The 16,046-nt window shown below is 67.1% G+C and carries 12 protein-coding genes; 10 read left to right on the top strand and 2 right to left on the bottom strand.

The genetic code is table 11. From position 1 onward, the window contains the following. Nucleotides 1-66: 66 nt before the first annotated feature. Nucleotides 67-999, bottom strand: a complete 933-nt coding sequence (locus tag LL972_RS14280; RefSeq protein ID WP_228328151.1) for a carbohydrate kinase family protein — start codon at nt 997-999, stop codon at nt 67-69. 286 nt (nt 1,000-1,285) lie between these two features. Between LL972_RS14280 and LL972_RS14275 the strand changes: the two genes are divergently transcribed. The 9 genes from LL972_RS14275 to LL972_RS14235 all read left to right on the top strand — a co-directional run bounded on the left by LL972_RS14275 (nt 1,286) and on the right by LL972_RS14235 (nt 13,449). Then, nucleotides 1,286-2,332: a rod shape-determining protein gene (locus LL972_RS14275; protein ID WP_006452025.1), complete on the top strand. Its 1,047-nt coding sequence runs from the start codon at nt 1,286-1,288 to the stop codon at nt 2,330-2,332. Nucleotides 2,333-2,504: 172 nt separating this feature from the next. Continuing rightward, on the top strand, nt 2,505-3,758 hold the full coding sequence (gene mreC / locus LL972_RS14270) for a rod shape-determining protein MreC (protein WP_228328150.1): 1,254 nt from the start codon (nt 2,505-2,507) through the stop codon (nt 3,756-3,758). Next, on the top strand, nt 3,755-4,240 hold the full coding sequence (gene mreD / locus LL972_RS14265) for a rod shape-determining protein MreD (protein ID WP_228328149.1): 486 nt from the start codon (nt 3,755-3,757) through the stop codon (nt 4,238-4,240). Before mreC ends, mreD begins: the two co-directional genes overlap by 4 nt. A gap of 3 nt (nt 4,241-4,243) precedes the next feature. Next, nucleotides 4,244-6,304: a penicillin-binding protein 2 gene (gene mrdA, locus LL972_RS14260; RefSeq protein WP_228328148.1), complete on the top strand. Its 2,061-nt coding sequence runs from the start codon at nt 4,244-4,246 to the stop codon at nt 6,302-6,304. Next, nucleotides 6,301-7,419 carry a rod shape-determining protein RodA gene (gene rodA, locus LL972_RS14255; protein ID WP_228328147.1) on the top strand — a complete coding sequence of 373 codons (1,119 nt, stop codon included), beginning with the start codon at nt 6,301-6,303 and terminating at the stop codon, nt 7,417-7,419. Before mrdA ends, rodA begins: the two co-directional genes overlap by 4 nt. A gap of 318 nt (nt 7,420-7,737) precedes the next feature. Next, nucleotides 7,738-9,138 (top strand): glycoside hydrolase family 28 protein, encoded by a 1,401-nt coding sequence (locus LL972_RS14250; RefSeq protein WP_228328146.1) that lies wholly within the window; start codon nt 7,738-7,740, stop codon nt 9,136-9,138. Between the two features lie 294 nt (nt 9,139-9,432). Continuing rightward, nucleotides 9,433-10,572, top strand: coding sequence for a lytic murein transglycosylase B (gene mltB / locus LL972_RS14245; RefSeq protein ID WP_228328145.1), 1,140 nt, complete (start codon nt 9,433-9,435; stop codon nt 10,570-10,572). Then, nucleotides 10,569-11,984, top strand: coding sequence for a septal ring lytic transglycosylase RlpA family protein (locus tag LL972_RS14240; protein WP_228328144.1), 1,416 nt, complete (start codon nt 10,569-10,571; stop codon nt 11,982-11,984). The genes mltB and LL972_RS14240 overlap by 4 nt, the downstream gene beginning before the upstream one ends. 259 nt (nt 11,985-12,243) lie before the next feature. After that, a complete protein-coding gene (locus tag LL972_RS14235) occupies nt 12,244-13,449 on the top strand; it encodes a D-alanyl-D-alanine carboxypeptidase family protein (RefSeq protein WP_228328143.1) in 1,206 nt (401 codons plus the stop codon). A 146-nt stretch (nt 13,450-13,595) separates the two neighbouring features. Here the strand turns inward: LL972_RS14235 and LL972_RS14230 are convergent, their stop codons facing one another. After that, nucleotides 13,596-14,657: a lipid A deacylase LpxR family protein gene (locus LL972_RS14230; RefSeq protein ID WP_228328142.1), complete on the bottom strand. Its 1,062-nt coding sequence runs from the start codon at nt 14,655-14,657 to the stop codon at nt 13,596-13,598. Between the two features lie 288 nt (nt 14,658-14,945). Between LL972_RS14230 and LL972_RS14225 the strand changes: the two genes are divergently transcribed. Next, entirely contained in the window at nt 14,946-15,929 is a 984-nt protein-coding gene (locus tag LL972_RS14225) for a CsgG/HfaB family protein (RefSeq protein WP_228328141.1), read from the top strand. The last annotated feature ends 117 nt before the right edge of the window (nt 15,930-16,046 follow it).

The following is a 16,046-nucleotide window of genomic DNA, read 5'->3' as shown; positions in this document are numbered from 1 at the left end:
GTGACCGGTTTTTGCTGCGGCCTCAACACTCCAACATCGACGCCCACCTGCGGCGCCGATGCCGTCTCAGAGTGCGTAGCCGAACTGCTGCTTGAACTGGTCGTTGAACTCGGCAAAATCGAACCGCTGGTTCTGCGTGCCCGGATGCTCCACCTTCAGCGCGCCCATCAGGTTGCCCATCCGCCCGATCGTCAGCCAGTCGTAGCCGCCCTGGATGCCGTAGATCAGCCCGGCGCGGAAGGCGTCGCCGCAGCCGGTCGGATCGACCACGCGGCGCTCGTGCGCTGGCGGGATGTCGTAGGTCTTTTCCGGCGTATGCACCAGCGCGCCCTTCGGGCCCTGCGTGGTGATGTAGGCCTGCACGCGCGAGACGATGTCCTTCTCGTCCCAGCCGGTGCGTTCCTGCAGCAGGTTGGATTCGTAGTCGTTGACCACCACGTACTGGGCCTGCTCGATGAACTGGCGCAGTTCCGGGCCGTTGAACAACGGCATCGCCTGGCCGGGATCGAAGATGAAGGGGATGCCGGCAGCAGCGAACTCTTCCGCATTCTGGATCATGCCCTCGCGCCCGTCCGGGCCGACCAGGCCCAGGGTCACGCCCGGCACATCCTTCACGTGGTTTTCGTAGCTGCGCATCATCGCGCCCGGATGGAACGCGGTGATCTGGTTGTTGTCGTGGTCGGTGGTGATGAAGGCCTGCGGGGTAAATAGATCGTCGATGATCTTCACCCGCGACAGGTCGATGCCCAGCGCCTCGAAGTGTTCGCGGTACGGGCCGAAATCCTGGCCCACGGTGCCCATCGGGATCGGCGCGCCGCCGAGCAAATGCAGGTTGTAGGCGATGTTGCCGGCGCAACCGCCGAACTCGCGGCGCATGCGCGGGACCAGGAACGACACATTCAGGATGTGCACCTTGTCCGGCAGGATGTGGTTCTTGAACTGGTCCGGAAACACCATGATGGTGTCGTAGGCGAGGGAACCACAGATCAGTGCGGACATCGAGTCGGGCCTTTGCGTTGGGAAATACCCGCCAGTTGCCGGCATGGCGGCGGGACGGCGCGAGCGCCGCGGCGCAAAGGGTAACGGCTGCGATCGATCAGGGCCACAACCGCATGCCATGCCCGGCGTGACCGGCACATGAAAACCACGCCGAAACGGCCGATTTTTCCTTGCCCGCACCGGGGGGGATTGCTAGGCTAGTGGACTTCGTTTTCTGCCCGCTTATCGACCAGTTGGTTCTGCATCGGCGACAGGGCAAGCGACTCTTTCAGGAACGGCTCCCTCGATGTTCAAGAAACTCCGCGGCATGTTCTCCAACGACCTGTCCATCGACCTGGGCACGGCCAATACGCTGATCTACGTGCGCGGGCAGGGCATTGTGCTGAATGAACCTTCGGTAGTGGCGGTGCGTCAGGACCGCGCCATCGGCGGCACGCGCTCGGTGGCTGCCGTCGGCGCCGAGGCCAAGCAGATGCTTGGCCGCACCCCGGGCCACATCACCACGATCCGCCCGATGAAGGACGGCGTCATCGCCGACTTCACCTACACCGAGGCAATGCTGAAGCACTTCATCAAGAAGGTGCACAAGTCGCGCTTCCTGCGCCCGAGCCCGCGCGTGCTGGTGTGCGTGCCGGCCGGTTCCACCCAGGTCGAGCGCCGCGCCATCAAGGAATCGGCGGAAGAGGCCGGCGCACGCGACGTCTACCTGATCGAAGAACCCATGGCCGCGGCGATCGGTGCCGGCATGCCGGTGACCGAGGCGCGCGGTTCGATGGTCATCGACATCGGCGGCGGCACCACCGAGGTGGCGGTGATCTCGCTCAACGGCATCGTCTACTCGCAGTCGGTGCGCGTGGGCGGCGACCGCTTCGACGAGTCGATCACCAACTACGTGCGCCGCAACCACGGCATGCTGATCGGTGAAGCCACTGCCGAGCGCATCAAGCTGCAGATCGGCTGCGCCTACCCGCAGGACGAGGTGCAGGAGATGGAAATCTCCGGCCGCAATCTTGCCGAAGGCGTGCCGAAGATGATCAAGATCAACTCCAACGAGGTGCTCGAGGCATTGCACGAGCCGCTGTCGGGCATCATCTCGGCGGTCAAGCTGGCGCTGGAGCAAACCCCGCCGGAACTGTGTGCCGACGTGGCCGAGCGCGGCATCGTGCTCACCGGCGGTGGCGCACTGCTGCGCGACCTGGACCGCCTGATCTCCGAAGAAACCGGCCTGCACGTGCAGGTGGCCGACGACCCGCTCACCTGCGTGGCCCGCGGCGGCGGCCGTGCGCTGGAGCTGGTGGACATGCATGGCAACGAGTTCTTCGCGCCGGAGTGATGGATCCGGGATTGGGGAGTCGGCATTCGGGATTCGCAACAGCGGTTCCTGCCTACGGCCCGATAGGACTGCGCGGCAGTTCCGCTAGTTCACGTTTTAGCCGCATCCGTATCGGGGGCAGCCAACCGCTCCACGAATCCCCAATCCCGACTCCCAAATCCCGGCCCTGACAGTGCCCTCCTACGCCGGTCCTCCCGTCGCCTCCCGTCCGGGCGAAGTCACCTCTACCCTGCGGCTGCTGGTCTATCTGGTGCTGGCGATCGTGCTGATCGCGCTCGATAGCCGCGGTGGCTGGCTGAGCCAGGCGCGCCTGCAGGCCAACCTGCTGATCCAGCCGATCTGGGCCGTGGCCGGATTGCCGGGGCGGATCGGTTCGCAGGTGCGCGACAACGCCGCTACCCACGCGCAGCTGGTGGAAGAAACTCGCGACCTGCGCAACCAGCTGCTGGTAGCCAATGCGCGCCTGACCCGGCTGCAGACCGCCGCGCTGGACAATGCGCAACTGCGCGAACTGCTCAACGTGGCCGAGCGCCGCGGCCTGGACGTGCAGCTGGCGCCGATCCTGGATATCGACCTGGACCCGACCCGGCAGCGCCTGCTGCTGGATGCCGGCAGCCGCGATGGTGTGCTGATGGGCCAGGCGGTGATCGATGCCGGCGGGCTGATGGGCCAGGTGATCGAGGTGACGCCGCTGCATTCGACCGTGTTGCTGCTGACCGACCCCGACCATGCGGTACCGGTCAGCGTGGCGCGCAACGGCGTGCGCCTGATCGTCTACGGCCGCGGCGACCGGCTGGAACTGCGCGACATCCCGCTCAGTGCCGGCGTGCAGGTGGGCGACGAGATCGTCACCTCCGGTCTCGGTGGCCGCTTTCCGGCCGGCTTCCCGGTCGGCAAGGTCTCCGAACTGCACCCGGACGACACCCACGCCTTCCTGGTCGGCGAACTGACCCCGGCCGCCAAGCTCGATCGCGGGCGCGATGTGCTGCTGCTGCGCGCGGGCAAGCCGCTGCGGGTGGTGCCTGGGGCCGGGATTGGGGATTCGGGAGTTGGGATTGGTAACGGCAACAGCAACGGCGTCGCGGCGGCGGCCGGCGCGCCGGTGACTGCAACACCGCGCACGCCTGCGGGCGGTGTTTCCAACGCAGCGACTGATACCGCGCGCCCGACGGCCGCCGCGGCATCGGGCGCCGGTACCTCGGCGCCTGCACGGTCCGCAGCGACACCTGCCGCGCCCGGCGCGCAGCCGTCCAGTGCGCCAGCGTCCGGCCGCCCGGCCAGCACGCCCGCCCGCCGTCCCGCATCGGCCGCATCCAACGGCCCGAATCCCGATTCCCGTTCGTCCCCACCACAGGGCGCTGCTTCCAGCCAATCCCCAATCCCCACTCCCCAATCCCGTCCGGCTCCAACGGAGACGGACCAATGACCCGCATGCGCAACACCTGGATCCTGCCGGCGAGCATCGTCATCGCGCTGGTGCTGGGCCTGCTGCCGCTGCCGGTAGTGGTGCAGCCGCTGCGTCCGTACTGGCTGGCGCTGGTGCTAGCGTACTGGGTGATCGAGGAGCCGGACCGGGTCGGGCTGGGCATCGCCTTCGTGGCCGGCGTGCTGGCCGACCTGCTGTATGGCGGGCTGCTCGGCGAACAGGCGCTGCGGCTGGTGATGATGACCTTCATCCTGCAGCGCTTCCGCGCGCGGATGCGCTTCTTCCCGGTCTCGCAGCAGGCGCTGGCGATCGGCGGGCTGCTGCTCAACGACCGCATCGTCTCCTCGGCGGTGCATCTGGCGGTGGGCGAGCCGACCCTGCCGTGGAGCTACTGGTGGGCGCCGCTGCTGGGCATGGCGCTGTGGCCGCCGCTGTTCGTGTTGCTGGATGCGGTGCGGCTGGGCAAGCGGAGCAAGAAGTAAGCCATGCACGGGCGTCGTCACCCCAAGAACCCGCATGCGGAGGCCGAGCAGTTCCGCCGACGTGCGGTGCTGGGCTTTGTGATGGTGGTGATCTGCCTGGTCGGCCTGGGCGGCTGGTACTTCAAGCTGCAGGTGCTCGACCACGAGGTCTACGCCACCCGCTCGGAAGCCAACCGCATCAAGCCCAAGCCGGTGGTGCCCGGGCGCGGCATGATCTACGACCGCACCGGCCGGCTGCTGGCCGAGAACGTGCCGGCCTTCCGCCTGGACGTGACCCCGGACAAGGTCACCGACATGAACGCCATGCTGGCCGCGCTGGGCAAGGTGATTCCGATCGCGCCGGAGGACCTGGAACGTTTCAATCGCGAGCGGCGCGCGCGCCGCAGCTTCCTGCCGGTCACGCTCAAGCTGCGCATGAGCGATGAGGAAATGGCGCGCTTTGCGGTGGAGCGCTGGCGCTTTCCCGGGGTGGAGCTGGAGCCGTACCTGACCCGGCGCTATCCGTACGGCCCGCTGTTCGCGCACATCATCGGCTACGTCGGCCGCATCGACGAAAAGGACCTGGCGGTGCTGGGCGAGGGCAATGCCGCGCTCACCCACATGGGCAAGTCCGGCCTGGAGCGTTACTACGAGCAGGATCTGCGCGGCCAGGTCGGTTACGAGCAGGTGGAAACCAACGTGCAGGGGCGGGCGATCCGCACCGTCGGCCGGGTCGCGCCGCAGTCGGGTGCGGACCTGCGGCTGTCGGTGGATGCCGACCTGCAGCGCGCGATGGTAGCCGCGTTCGGCGAGCACGAAGGCGCGGCGATCGCGATGGACCCGCGCACCGGCGAGATCCTGAGCATGGTCAGCCTGCCCAGCTACGACCCCAACCTGTTCGTCAACGGCATCTCGCATACCGACTTCAAGATGCTCAACGACAACCCGTCGCGGCCGCAGTTCAACCGGCTGGTGCTGGGCGGGGTGGCGCCGGGCTCCACGCTCAAGCCGCTGATCGCGCTGGCCGGCCTGGACAGCGGCCTGCGCCGGCCGGAAGACCGGGTGTTGTCCACCGGCATGTTCTACCTGCCCGGGGTCAGCCGCGGCTGGGGCGACTCGCACCGCGGCGGTCATGGCTGGACCGATCTGCGCAAGTCGATCGCCCAGTCGGTCAATACCTACTACTACCGCCTGGCGGTGGATATGGGCATCGAGCGCTTCGACCAGTACATGGGCGGATACGGGTTTGGCGCGCCCACTGGGGTGGACCTGCTCGGCGAAATCGGCGGCATCCTGCCGTCGCCGGCCTACAAGTACAAGACCCGCAAGGAACGCTGGTACCCCGGCGACACCGTCAACATCGCCATCGGCCAGGGTGACTGGAAGGTCACACCGCTGCAGCTGGCGCGCGGGGTGTCGGCGATCGCCAGCGGGCTGCTGCTGCGCCCGCACCTGGTGTTGGAGGAGCGCACCGGCTTCGATCACCCCTGGCAGCCGATGATCCAGCCGCCGGGCAAGCCGATCAGTCCGAGCGCGGCGCACCTGCAGGTGGTGCGCGAGGGCATGATGGACACCATGCGTCCCGGCGGCACCGGCTATGCGATCACCCCCGGCGCGCCGTACCAGATGGCCGGCAAGACCGGTACCGCGCAGGTGGTCAGCCGCAAGGGCGTGGCCGCGGTGGACCCGCGCAGCCTGCCGCTGCATCTACGTCACCGTGGCCTGTTCGTCGGTTTCGCACCGGCCGACAACCCGGTCATCGCGGTGGCGGTGGCGGTGGAGGGCGGTGGTTTCGGCACCAGCTCGGCGGCGCCGATCGCGCGCAAGATCTTCGACGCCTGGCTGCTCGGCAAGCTGCCCGCCGGCCTGGAGCCGCTGGACAGCGAGCTCGGCATGACCGCGGTGGGCGTCAACCAGTTCGAAGCCGGCGCCACCGATGCGCGCCAGGCCGGCGATGCGGCCGCGGCCACGCTGGACGAGCTGCCGGTGGTGATCGGCCAGACCGCGGTGGCATTGGACCCCAATACGCCGGCGCAGCCGGTGGTGCCGGATGTGCCCGATGCGGTCCAGGAGACCGACCATTGAGTGACATCCTGCGCTGGCTGGTGGACATGGTGGCGCGCTTCACGCGCAGCCTGGACTGGGTGCTGTGCCTGGCGCTGGGGGCGCTGATGGTGATCGGGCTGTCGGTGCTCAAGAGCGCCGGCGGCGCCGCCAACGGCGATCATCTGGTGATGGCGCAAGCCGTGCGCTTTGTCATCGGCCTGGCTGCGATGTGGGGGATTTCGCGCATGTCGGTGCTGCGCCTGCGCGCCTGGACGCCATGGGTGTACGGCTTGTCGATGCTGCCATTGCTGGCAGTGTTCGCGCTGGGCACCGGCAAATACGGCCGCCAGTGGCTGGATCTGAAACTGTTCTACCTGCAGCCGGCCGAGTTGCTCAAGATCAGCCTGCCGATGATGGCGGCCTGGTATCTGCACCGCATGCCATTGCCGCCGCGCATCTCCACCGTGCTGGTGACCGGCGTGATCATCGGCGTGCCGACCGCCCTGATCATGCTGCAGCCGGACTTCGGCACCGGCGTGCTGATCGCCGCCAGCGGCGTGTTCGTGCTGCTGCTGGCCGGCCTGCCGTGGTGGTGGGTGGCGGTGGGCGTGGGTGGCGTCTCGGCGGCCGCGCCGGTGGCCTGGTTCTGGTTGCTGCGGCCGTACCAGAAGGACCGCATCATGATGTTCCTCAACCCGGAAAACGATGCGCTGGGCGCCGGCTGGAACATCATCCAGTCCAAGATCGCGATTGGCTCGGGCGGCTTCGACGGCAAGGGCTGGGGACTGGGGTCGCAGTCGCACCTGGACTTCATTCCCGAACAGACCACCGACTTTGCCTTTTCGGTCCTCAGCGAAGAATTCGGCTGGATCGGCGTGGCGACCGTGCTCACCCTGTACCTGATCGTGATCGCGCGCTGCCTGTGGATCGCCTCGCAGGCGCGCGACACCTATTCGCGCCTGGTCGCCGGTGCCACCGGGCTGGCCTTCTTCGTCTACGTGCTGGTCAACGGCGGCATGATTTCCGGCCTGCTGCCGGTGGTGGGCGTGCCGATGCCGCTGATGAGTTACGGCGGGACCTCGGCGGTGTCGCTGCTGGCCGGGCTGGGCCTGGTGATGGCGGTCAAGACGCACCGTCCGGTACACGGGTACTGAGCCGGCGCGTTCTGCAGCCGAAGGCGGCAGGCATACCCGCGTCGCCAGAACGAATCATGGCTGGCCAGTTGCACCACGCCGTGTGCGACAGGCGCATGACACGCAGCTGACGCTGCGCAAGGCGCGTGCGGTTCTGCGCGCTGCGTTGCAATGACGAGATGCCGGCGCAGGGCCGCTTCGCGCATGCGGCATCGGGTTCGCTCGCCTTCTGTGCATGAGGGCATTGCTCCGTAGAGTCCGATGCGCCGCTGTCTGCCCGCGGTTGCGTCGCGTTGCAGTTGCAGGCGCGCACCATTCCTCTTTCCGGTGACCTCTTCCATGAAATTGCTAAGCGCCGCCATCGGCGGTGTCTGTCTGACGTTCGCCGCACACGCCGGTGCCATCACCCTTGCCAGCGGCGATACGCGCGCTGTGTCCGAGCCGGCGATTCCTGCCACCTGCCAGCCGGTGAGCGCCAGCCACACGCCGAGCGGGCGCCTGTTCGATGCCGCGCTGGAAAGCGCGCCGCCTGATACCAAAGCCATCCAGGCCGCGCTGACGGCCTGCACCGGCAAGAACGGCAGCGTGCTGCTCAAGGCCGGCACCGGCAACGCATTTCTCAGCGGCCCGCTGACCATTCCCACCGGCGTCACCCTGGTCGTCGATCAGGGCGTGACCCTGTACGGCTCGCGCAATCCGGCCGACTACGGCAGCGGTTGCGGCGTTGCAGGCGCCAAGAGTGGCGGCTGCCTGCCGCTGATCAGCGTCAAGGGCACCAGGTCCGGCGTGATGGGCGTACGCACCGGCGGGCGTCAGGGCACGATCGACGGGCGCGGCGACCTGCCCATGCTCGGCAAGACCACCACCTGGTGGGAGTTCGGCGAAAACGCCAAGACTGCCGGCCAGGTGCAGAACAGCCCGGACCTGGTCAAGGTGCAGAACTCAAACACGTTCACCCTCTACAACGTCAATCTGATCAATGCGGCGTACTTCCATTTCTTCGCGCACATCGTCGATGGCCTGACCATCTGGGGCGTGCGGGTGAAATCCCCGGCGACCAGCCCCAATACCGACGGCCTGGATCTGGACAGCGTGGTCAACGCCAGCCTGGTCGACAACGATGTGATGGGCGGCGACGACTGCGTGGCGATCAAGACCATTGCGTCCAAGTCCGGCAACATCACCGTGCGCGACAACCGCTGCTACGGCACCCACGGCATCTCGATCGGGAGCGAAGTGATGTCCGGGGTCAACAACGTGCTGGTCGACAACAACGCCATCACCGCCACCGACGATGCCGGCAATCGGAGCACCGACAACACCGGGTTGCGCATCAAGACCAGCCTCGCCAAGGGCGGCCCGGTCAGCCTGGTCACCTATCGCAATACCTGCCTGTACGGGGTGACCAGCCCGCTGGTGATCAACCCGTTCTATTCGACGGGCGGGAGTGGTACCAAGCCCAGCTTCAGCGAGATCGTCGTCAACGGCCTGCGGACCACCGGCGATGCCGGCCTCAAGGGCAAGGGCTGGATCCTGAAAGGCTTTGATGCGCAAACGCCGCTGGACCTGACGCTAGCCAACGTGGCCACCGGCAATACCGCGGTCACCGCCAGCGACGCGCAGATCGGGCTCAGCAACAGCGCACTCACCCCGACTGGTAGCAACGTCACCACGCCCACCGTGCAACTCAGCGGCAGCGTGCCCACCTGCTCGACTGCGCCGCGCTTCCCGGCCCTGTAACCAACCAGGCGCGGCCCCGGCCGCGCCTGACGGCTGAGGCGGCAGTGAACGGACCAACGCCGACCGGTCATGCCGTCAGGCGAGAAACCAAAGCAGGCCCATGGCACGGCGCCGACGCAATGCTTCGTCGGCCCCCTAACGAGGTTCGCCTGACAAACTCGGGCGTCACACGAGCAACACCCCGCACCCCGCACCAATCCCGACTCCCCATTCCCCATCCCCCGCCACTCAAACGCTCTTTCCTTTCATGGTCTTATTGCCAGAAGTTCATCTGTTCTCTGTTACCCTCGGCCGATGATTCGACGCACTCTGACCTGCCTGCTCACCCTCGGCCTTGTCGCCTGCGCGACCCAGCCCAGCCCTCCGACCCCGCCGCCGGCCGCCAGCGCGCCCCCGGCCAAGCCGCCGAGCGCCCCGGTTGCGCCCGTCAGTGCCGCCGCCGAAGCGCCCGCGCTGCCGCCGGTGGACCTGACCCCGGTGCCGTTCGAGATCGCCCGCGCCAACTTCGTGCGCGACACCGCCGCCAGGTACGGCATCGACGCCGCACAGATCGACGCGGTGCTGGCGAAGGCGCAGTTCAAGGACGCCATCGTCACCGCGATGTCGCGCCCGGCCGAGCGGGTCAAGCCGTGGAACGAATACCGCCCGATGTTCATCACCCAGGCGCGGATCGATGGCGGCCGCAAGTTCCTGGCCGAGCATCGCGCCGAATTGAGCAAGGTCGAAGCGGCCACCGGCGTACCGGCGCAGGTGATCGTGGCCATCATCGGGGTGGAGACCAGTTACGGCAGCAACGCCGGCAAGTACCGCGTGCTGGACGCGCTGTACACGCTGGCGTTCCGCTACCCGCGCAGCGGCGACCCGGCCAAGCTCGAACGCGAAGTGCGTCGCGAGCTGTTCTTCCGCGATGAACTCGGCCAGCTGTTCGCGCTGGGCAAGGAAGAGCAGCTCGATGTCACCACGCTGATCGGCAGCTATGCCGGCGCGATGGGCATGGGCCAGTTCATGCCGTCCAGCTACCGCCAGTTCGCCGTCGATGGCGATGCCGACGGCAAGCGCAACCTGTTTACCGACCACAACGACGTGTTCGCCTCGGTCGCCAACTACTTCGTCAAGAAGGGCGGCTGGGTGCGCGGTGGTCAGGTCGCGGTGCCCGCCACGCTGGCCGCAGGCCACGAGGAATTCAATCCCACCGACTGGTCGCCGGTGCACACGCTGGCCGATCTGTCCGCGCGTGGCTATCACCCCAATGCGCCGGTGGTGGCCGGCAGCACCGCCACCCCGATCACCCTGGACGATGCCAACGGCAAGCAGTACTGGCTGGGCTTCCAGAATTTCTACGCGATCACCCGGTACAACATTTCCAAGATGTACGCGATGGCCGTGTTCCAGCTGTCCGAGGCCATCGCCGGCAAGGAGTTACCCCCGGCATGAACAGCATGACAGGCCCCAAGTGGCTGATCCCGATGGCACTGATGCTCGGCCTGGCGGCCTGTAGCAGCGCACCGAAGAAAAGCGCCGGCAGTGGCGGAAGCGGCGCGATCAAGGGCGTCAAGGTCGACGGCAAGGGGCCGGCGTATGTCGCCACCGGTTGCCCCTCGACCTCGCCGTACGCGGCTGCCAAGGAAGACCCGTCCACGCGCGGCGATTACACCGCCGGCGGCCTGTACAAGCCCGGCGTCAAGGACACCACCCCGGACCATGTGCCCAACGTGGCCTGCATCCCCGAACCTCTGGTCACCAACGAGCCGCGCTCGGCGGTGGGCAATCGCTCGCCGTACGAAGTGCTGGGCAAGCGCTACGTGGTGATGGACAACCCCGGCGACTATGTCGAACGCGGCACCGCCTCGTATTACGGCAGCAAATTCCACGGCCGGCTGACCTCCAACAAGGAGGTCTATGACATGTACGCCTTCACCGCCGCGCACAAGACCTTGCCGCTGCCCAGCTTCGCCTTGGTGACCAACACCGACACCGGCGACTCGGTGGTGGTGCGCGTCAATGACCGTGGCCCGTTCCACGATGGGCGCGTGATCGATCTGAGCTACGCCGCCGCGGTCAAGCTGGGCATCACCGGCAAGGGCACCGGCAACGTCGAGGTGCGTGGCCTGACCGAAGCCGACAACGGCAATTTGCTGGCCAAGCGTCGCAGCGGCAGCGCACCGGTCGGCACCGCGGTGGCCGTCGCACGGCCGGCCGCCAACGCCAGCCAGATCGATAGCCTGGTGCAGCGTCTGCCTACCCGCACCGTGCCGACCGCCGCCCCGCGTGCAGTGGCTACCAGCGCCGCCGCCCCGGTGGCCGCCGCGGCAGCAGGCAGCGCAGCGGCCGCCGCGGTCCCCGCAGGCGAGCGCTGGCGCTACCGCGTTGCCGACTCGCGCCAGCCCGGCAATGCCGATAACTTCGATGCCTGGATGAAGTCGCAAGGCGTGCGCGTGGCCACCGGCAAGCCGGCTGCCGCCGCGCCGCGGCCTGCCTCGGCTGTCCCGGTTGCGGTCGCGCCGGCCGCCCCGGTCGCGGTGGCGGCGATCAAACCCGCCGACAGCGCACCGGCGCGTCCGCTCAGGAGCGAGCCCGCGCCGGTCAAGGCGCCGAGCGTGGCCGAGGCGGCACTGGGCGACATCCTGTTGCAGGTAGCCAGTTTCGCCAGCCGTGAAAACGCCAATCGCGCGCTGTCGCAACTCGCCTCGGCCGGTATTGCCGGTGCCAGCGTCAGCGATATCGTCAGCGGCGGTCGTACCTTGTGGCGGCTGCGCGTCAACGCGCGCGATCACGCCAATGCCTCGGAAATCGCGCAGCGCATCGCCGGCCTGGGCTTCGGGCGTCCGCAGATCGTTGCCAACTAGGCTCGGTCGATCTGCCTGCCAAGGCGTCGGCGGATGGTCCGGCGCCTGACATCGAAAGCTGTCGTCGAGCAGCCGTGATCACTGCGCGCCCTGTACGGATTGCCCGAGTGCCAGTCCCGCCAGCCGCGTTCAGCACGCCGCCTGCCGCTATCGCTGAACTGCGCAGGCGCGCGCAGCCTCTGGCGCGTCGCCCTGATCGCCGCGGCGCCTTACAATTTCGCATTACCCAGCCTTCGGGCCCGTCAGGAGTCGTTCTTCAATGAAATTCCGCTTCGCCGCCGCTGCGGTGGCCACGTTCGCCTTTGGCCTGGTCTGCGCCCAGACGCCTGCGCCGCAGCCGACGCCTGCCGTTGCCGCTGCGCCGGCCGCCATCCCGGTTCCGCCCGCACCCGCCCCGGCCGTGTCCAAGTCGTGGATCCTGATGGATTACGCCACCGGGCAGGTGCTGGCCGGTGAAAACATCCACCAGCAGCTGGCGCCGGCCAGCATCACCAAGGTGATGACGTCCTATGTGGTCGCCGCCGAAATCAAGAACGGCAAGGTCAAGCGCGACGACCAGGTCATGATGAGCGAGCGCGCCTGGCGCGAGGGTGGCGCCGGCACCGACGGCAGCTACAGCGGCTTTCCGGTCAACCAGACCGCGCGTCTGGAAGACATGGAAAAGGGCATGGCGATCCAGTCCGGCAACGATGCCGCGATCGCACTGGCCGAGCATGTGGCCGGCAGCGAAGAGGCCTTCGCCTCGCTGATGAACAGCTACGCCGCCAAGATCGGCATGAAGGACTCCTACTTCGTCAACGCGCACGGCCTCAGCGCCGAAGGCCACCATTCCACCGCCTATGACCTGGCCATGCTGGGACGGGCGATGGTGCGCGACTACCCGGAGACCTACGCCTACAACAAGATCAAGGAATTCCAGGTCGGCAGCATCAAGCAGAACAACCGCAACCTGCTGTTGTGGCGCGACCCGGCGGTGGACGGCATCAAGACCGGCCACACCTCCGAGGCCGGCTACTGCCTGCTGAGCTCGGCCAAGCGCGGCGACCAGCGCCTGGTGGCGGTGGTGATGGGCGATTCGTCCGAGCGCCAGCGTGCCGACGACAGCCTGGCCCTGCTCAACTGGGGCTTCCGCTTCTTCGAAACCCACAGCCTGTACGCGCCCGGCAAGGTCGTGACCAAGCAGAAGGTCTGGAAGGGTGCGCAGGACGAAGTGCAGCTCGGCGTGGCCCAGCCACTGCTGGTCAGCCTGCAGCGCGGCCGCTACAACGACCTCAAGCCAAGCATGGAAGTGGCCAAGAACCTGCAGGCCCCGATCAAGCAGGGCCAGCAGATCGGCACCGTCAAGGTCAGCCTGGACGGCAAGATCATCGCCCAGGCCCCGCTGGTCGCCATCAATGCCGTGGAAGAAGGCGGATTCTTCAAGCGCCTCTGGGATGCGTTCTGGATGTGGTGGGAATCGGAGTGATCCAAAGAAAAAGCCGGCGAAAGCCGGCTTTTTTCTTTGCGGGGATTGGGGATTGGGCATTCGGGATTGGCGAGAGCGAGAGCAGAAGCAAAGCGCCATCAGCCCGCTCTTGCGACTCCCCAATCCCGACTCCCCAATCCCAGCCCTCAAAGCATCCGACTGATCGTGAAACTGCCATACACCGGCGTTTCGCGCTGGGTGTCGAATTCGCGGGTGCGGTGGTAGCGGGCGATGGCGAACTTCCAGCGGCCGTACATCACCGCCAGGCCGTAACCGACATCGCCCACGAACGGGCGCTTGTCCACGCTGTGGCTGTTGCGGAAGGTATTGCCGTCCAGGGTGATGTCGCGCAACACCCAGCGTGCGTCGGTGGTCACGAACAGATGGCCAGACCAGCCGCTGGCGCGTCCGAGCCGGCTGGGGGCGGTGTTCTCGCCGGCCGGGCGGGTCGGGGTGCTGCCGAAGTCGTCCGGCAGCTTCCAGCCGAAGCGCGCCTCGCCACCGGCATTCAGATGCGTGGCCATGTTGCCGACCGCGCCACCCCAATGCGAAATGAAATCCCAGCCGAAGCCGTCCGCGTTGACCGCCGCATCACCCGGCCAGCGGCGCATGCGCTCGTGCACCAGATTGATCAGCGGCTCGTTGTGCAGCTGGTTATCCCAGCCCTGGAATTTCTCGTCGCCCAGTACGTCGTGAATGGCGTCCTGCGCTTCCTGTGCAAACGCCCACGGGCCGACCACGCCGATCTGCAACTGCGTGGTGCGCAGATGCGCATCGTTGCGCGCGTTGTAGCCGAAGCTCGCCAGCAGGATGCCCGCATACGGGCGATCATCGGGGATCACGTCGCGGCGGGTGGAATCGGTGGGAGTGAAAATCGCCTGCCCGATCGAGAACACCATGTTCTGCTGGTCGAACTCACCCGGATGCAGACGCTCCAGATAGCCGTTGACCCAGCGCGCGGTGCGCGGCAGACAGGGGTCGTCGGTGTAGTCGACCAGATTGGGCGACACCAGCGTCAGCACCGCACCGTTGGAATAGCCCTGATCCTGATCCTCCCCGCCGAACAGGTCGTTGTCGACCCGGAAGTTCACCGCCGGCGGGGTCCGGCTCATTCTGCTGGAGTCGCACTGGTCGGCGGCCAGGGCCGGCATCGACAGCCCGGAAAGAGAGAGCAGCAGGGCAGCGGACAACGCGCGCGGTCGAAGCATGGAGGGCCTGGAAAGGTAGGGAAAGGCGATGTTCAGCAAAGGTGCCTGCGGCCACGGCTGCGCCGCGTGAATGTGCAGGAGGGATCATGCCCGAGCCGCCTGGATGCAGCGGCGGAGTCTGGAACACCAGTCCGTTCCATTTGCGGCATGACGGCCATGAAAAGCTCGCGCGAATAGCATATGATCCGCCCCCGGGGAAACCAGCCCCAAGGAACGGCGGCCTTCTCAGGCCGTTTCATCACAACGGATCGCGTTTGCCGACGGCAGCGCAGGTGTCGGGGGAACAATATGAGCAAGATGATTTCTGTGAGCGCAGCGCTGTTGTCCGGCGTGGTGGGTATTGCACTGGCGAGCGTCAGCGCGCCGGCCCTGGCCGGATTGAAGGATGCCTTCAAGGGCTCTGCACAGGATCAGCGCAAGGATGCCGTCGCGCAGATCCCGGTGTGTGCCAAGCCGCTGGGCAGCCTGTCGGTGCTCGAGCCGGAGGATGCAGTCAACTGGTGGTCGGGTCAGCAGTTGCCGGCGCCGTCCAAGCTGATCAAGGTATTCGTCAACCGTTCGCGCTGCTTCACCCTGGTGGACCGTGGCGCGGGCATGGCGGCATCGCAGCGCGAGCGCGACATGGCGGCAAACGGCGATCTGCGCGCACGCTCCAACGTGGGCAAGGGCCAGATCCGCGCAGCCGATTATGTGATGACGCCGGACCTCATTTCGCAGAACCACAATGCCGGCGGCAGCGCCATTGCCGGCATGCTGGGCGGCCTGATGGGCGGCAATGCCGGCAACCTGGTCGGTGGCCTGAACCTCAACAAGAAGACCGCTGACGTGGTGCTGACCATCACGGATGTGCGCTCCTCAGAACAGGTCGCCATGGCCGAAGGCAACGCCAAGAAGACCGACCTGGGCTGGGGCGCGCGTGGCAACGTCTTCACTGGCGGCGACTACGGCGCGGCCGGTGCCGGCGGTTATGCCAACACCGAGATCGGCCAGGTGATCACCCTGGCCTATCTGCAGGCTTACACCGATGTCGTCACCCAGCTCGGCGGTCTGTCCGGCAACGCGGCTGCGTCCAATGTGCAGCAGGCTGTGACCGTGACCCGTGCGGGGCGTCTGTTGGGCAATGCCAAGGGCACTGGCGCGGCCGTGCGCACGCTGGAGCCGGGCATGATGCTGTACCCGACCGGCACCAAGGAAGGCGTCATGTGGGAAGTCGAAGACGAAATGGGCAATCGCGGCTGGGTCTCGTCGGCCATGCTGGAACTGTCAAAATAAGCAATTAGCGAGATTCATGCTGGGCGTCACGCGTCTGGCGTGAAAAGACGGGGCCCCGGTGGCCCCGTTGTTCTTTCCACGTACTGCGGGCTTGGGTTTGTCTGCCATCGTCCCGAT

The organism is Xanthomonas campestris pv. asclepiadis (assembly GCF_020784175.1).
GTDB classification, from domain to species: Bacteria; Pseudomonadota; Gammaproteobacteria; order Xanthomonadales; family Xanthomonadaceae; genus Xanthomonas; species Xanthomonas campestris_D.
The sequence above is the reverse complement of the archived record's forward strand: the minus strand, read 5'-3'. Positions and strand labels throughout refer to the sequence as shown.

Bases quoted from the DNA above. Each gene is read 5' to 3' on its own strand.
- LL972_RS14250 (WP_228328146.1), top strand. From the start codon at position 7,738: ATGAAATTGCTAAGCGCCGCCATCGGCGGTGTCTGTCTGACGTTCGCC.
- LL972_RS14240 (WP_228328144.1), top strand. From the start codon at position 10,569: ATGAACAGCATGACAGGCCCCAAGTGGCTGATCCCGATGGCACTGATG.
- LL972_RS14275 (WP_006452025.1), top strand. From the start codon at position 1,286: ATGTTCAAGAAACTCCGCGGCATGTTCTCCAACGACCTGTCCATCGAC.
- mreD (WP_228328149.1), top strand. From the start codon at position 3,755: ATGACCCGCATGCGCAACACCTGGATCCTGCCGGCGAGCATCGTCATC.
- LL972_RS14235 (WP_228328143.1), top strand. From the start codon at position 12,244: ATGAAATTCCGCTTCGCCGCCGCTGCGGTGGCCACGTTCGCCTTTGGC.
- LL972_RS14230 (WP_228328142.1), bottom strand. From the start codon at position 14,657: ATGCTTCGACCGCGCGCGTTGTCCGCTGCCCTGCTGCTCTCTCTTTCC.
- LL972_RS14225 (WP_228328141.1), top strand. From the start codon at position 14,946: ATGAGCAAGATGATTTCTGTGAGCGCAGCGCTGTTGTCCGGCGTGGTG.
- mltB (WP_228328145.1), top strand. From the start codon at position 9,433: ATGATTCGACGCACTCTGACCTGCCTGCTCACCCTCGGCCTTGTCGCC.
- LL972_RS14280 (WP_228328151.1), bottom strand. From the start codon at position 999: ATGTCCGCACTGATCTGTGGTTCCCTCGCCTACGACACCATCATGGTG.
- mrdA (WP_228328148.1), top strand. From the start codon at position 4,244: ATGCACGGGCGTCGTCACCCCAAGAACCCGCATGCGGAGGCCGAGCAG.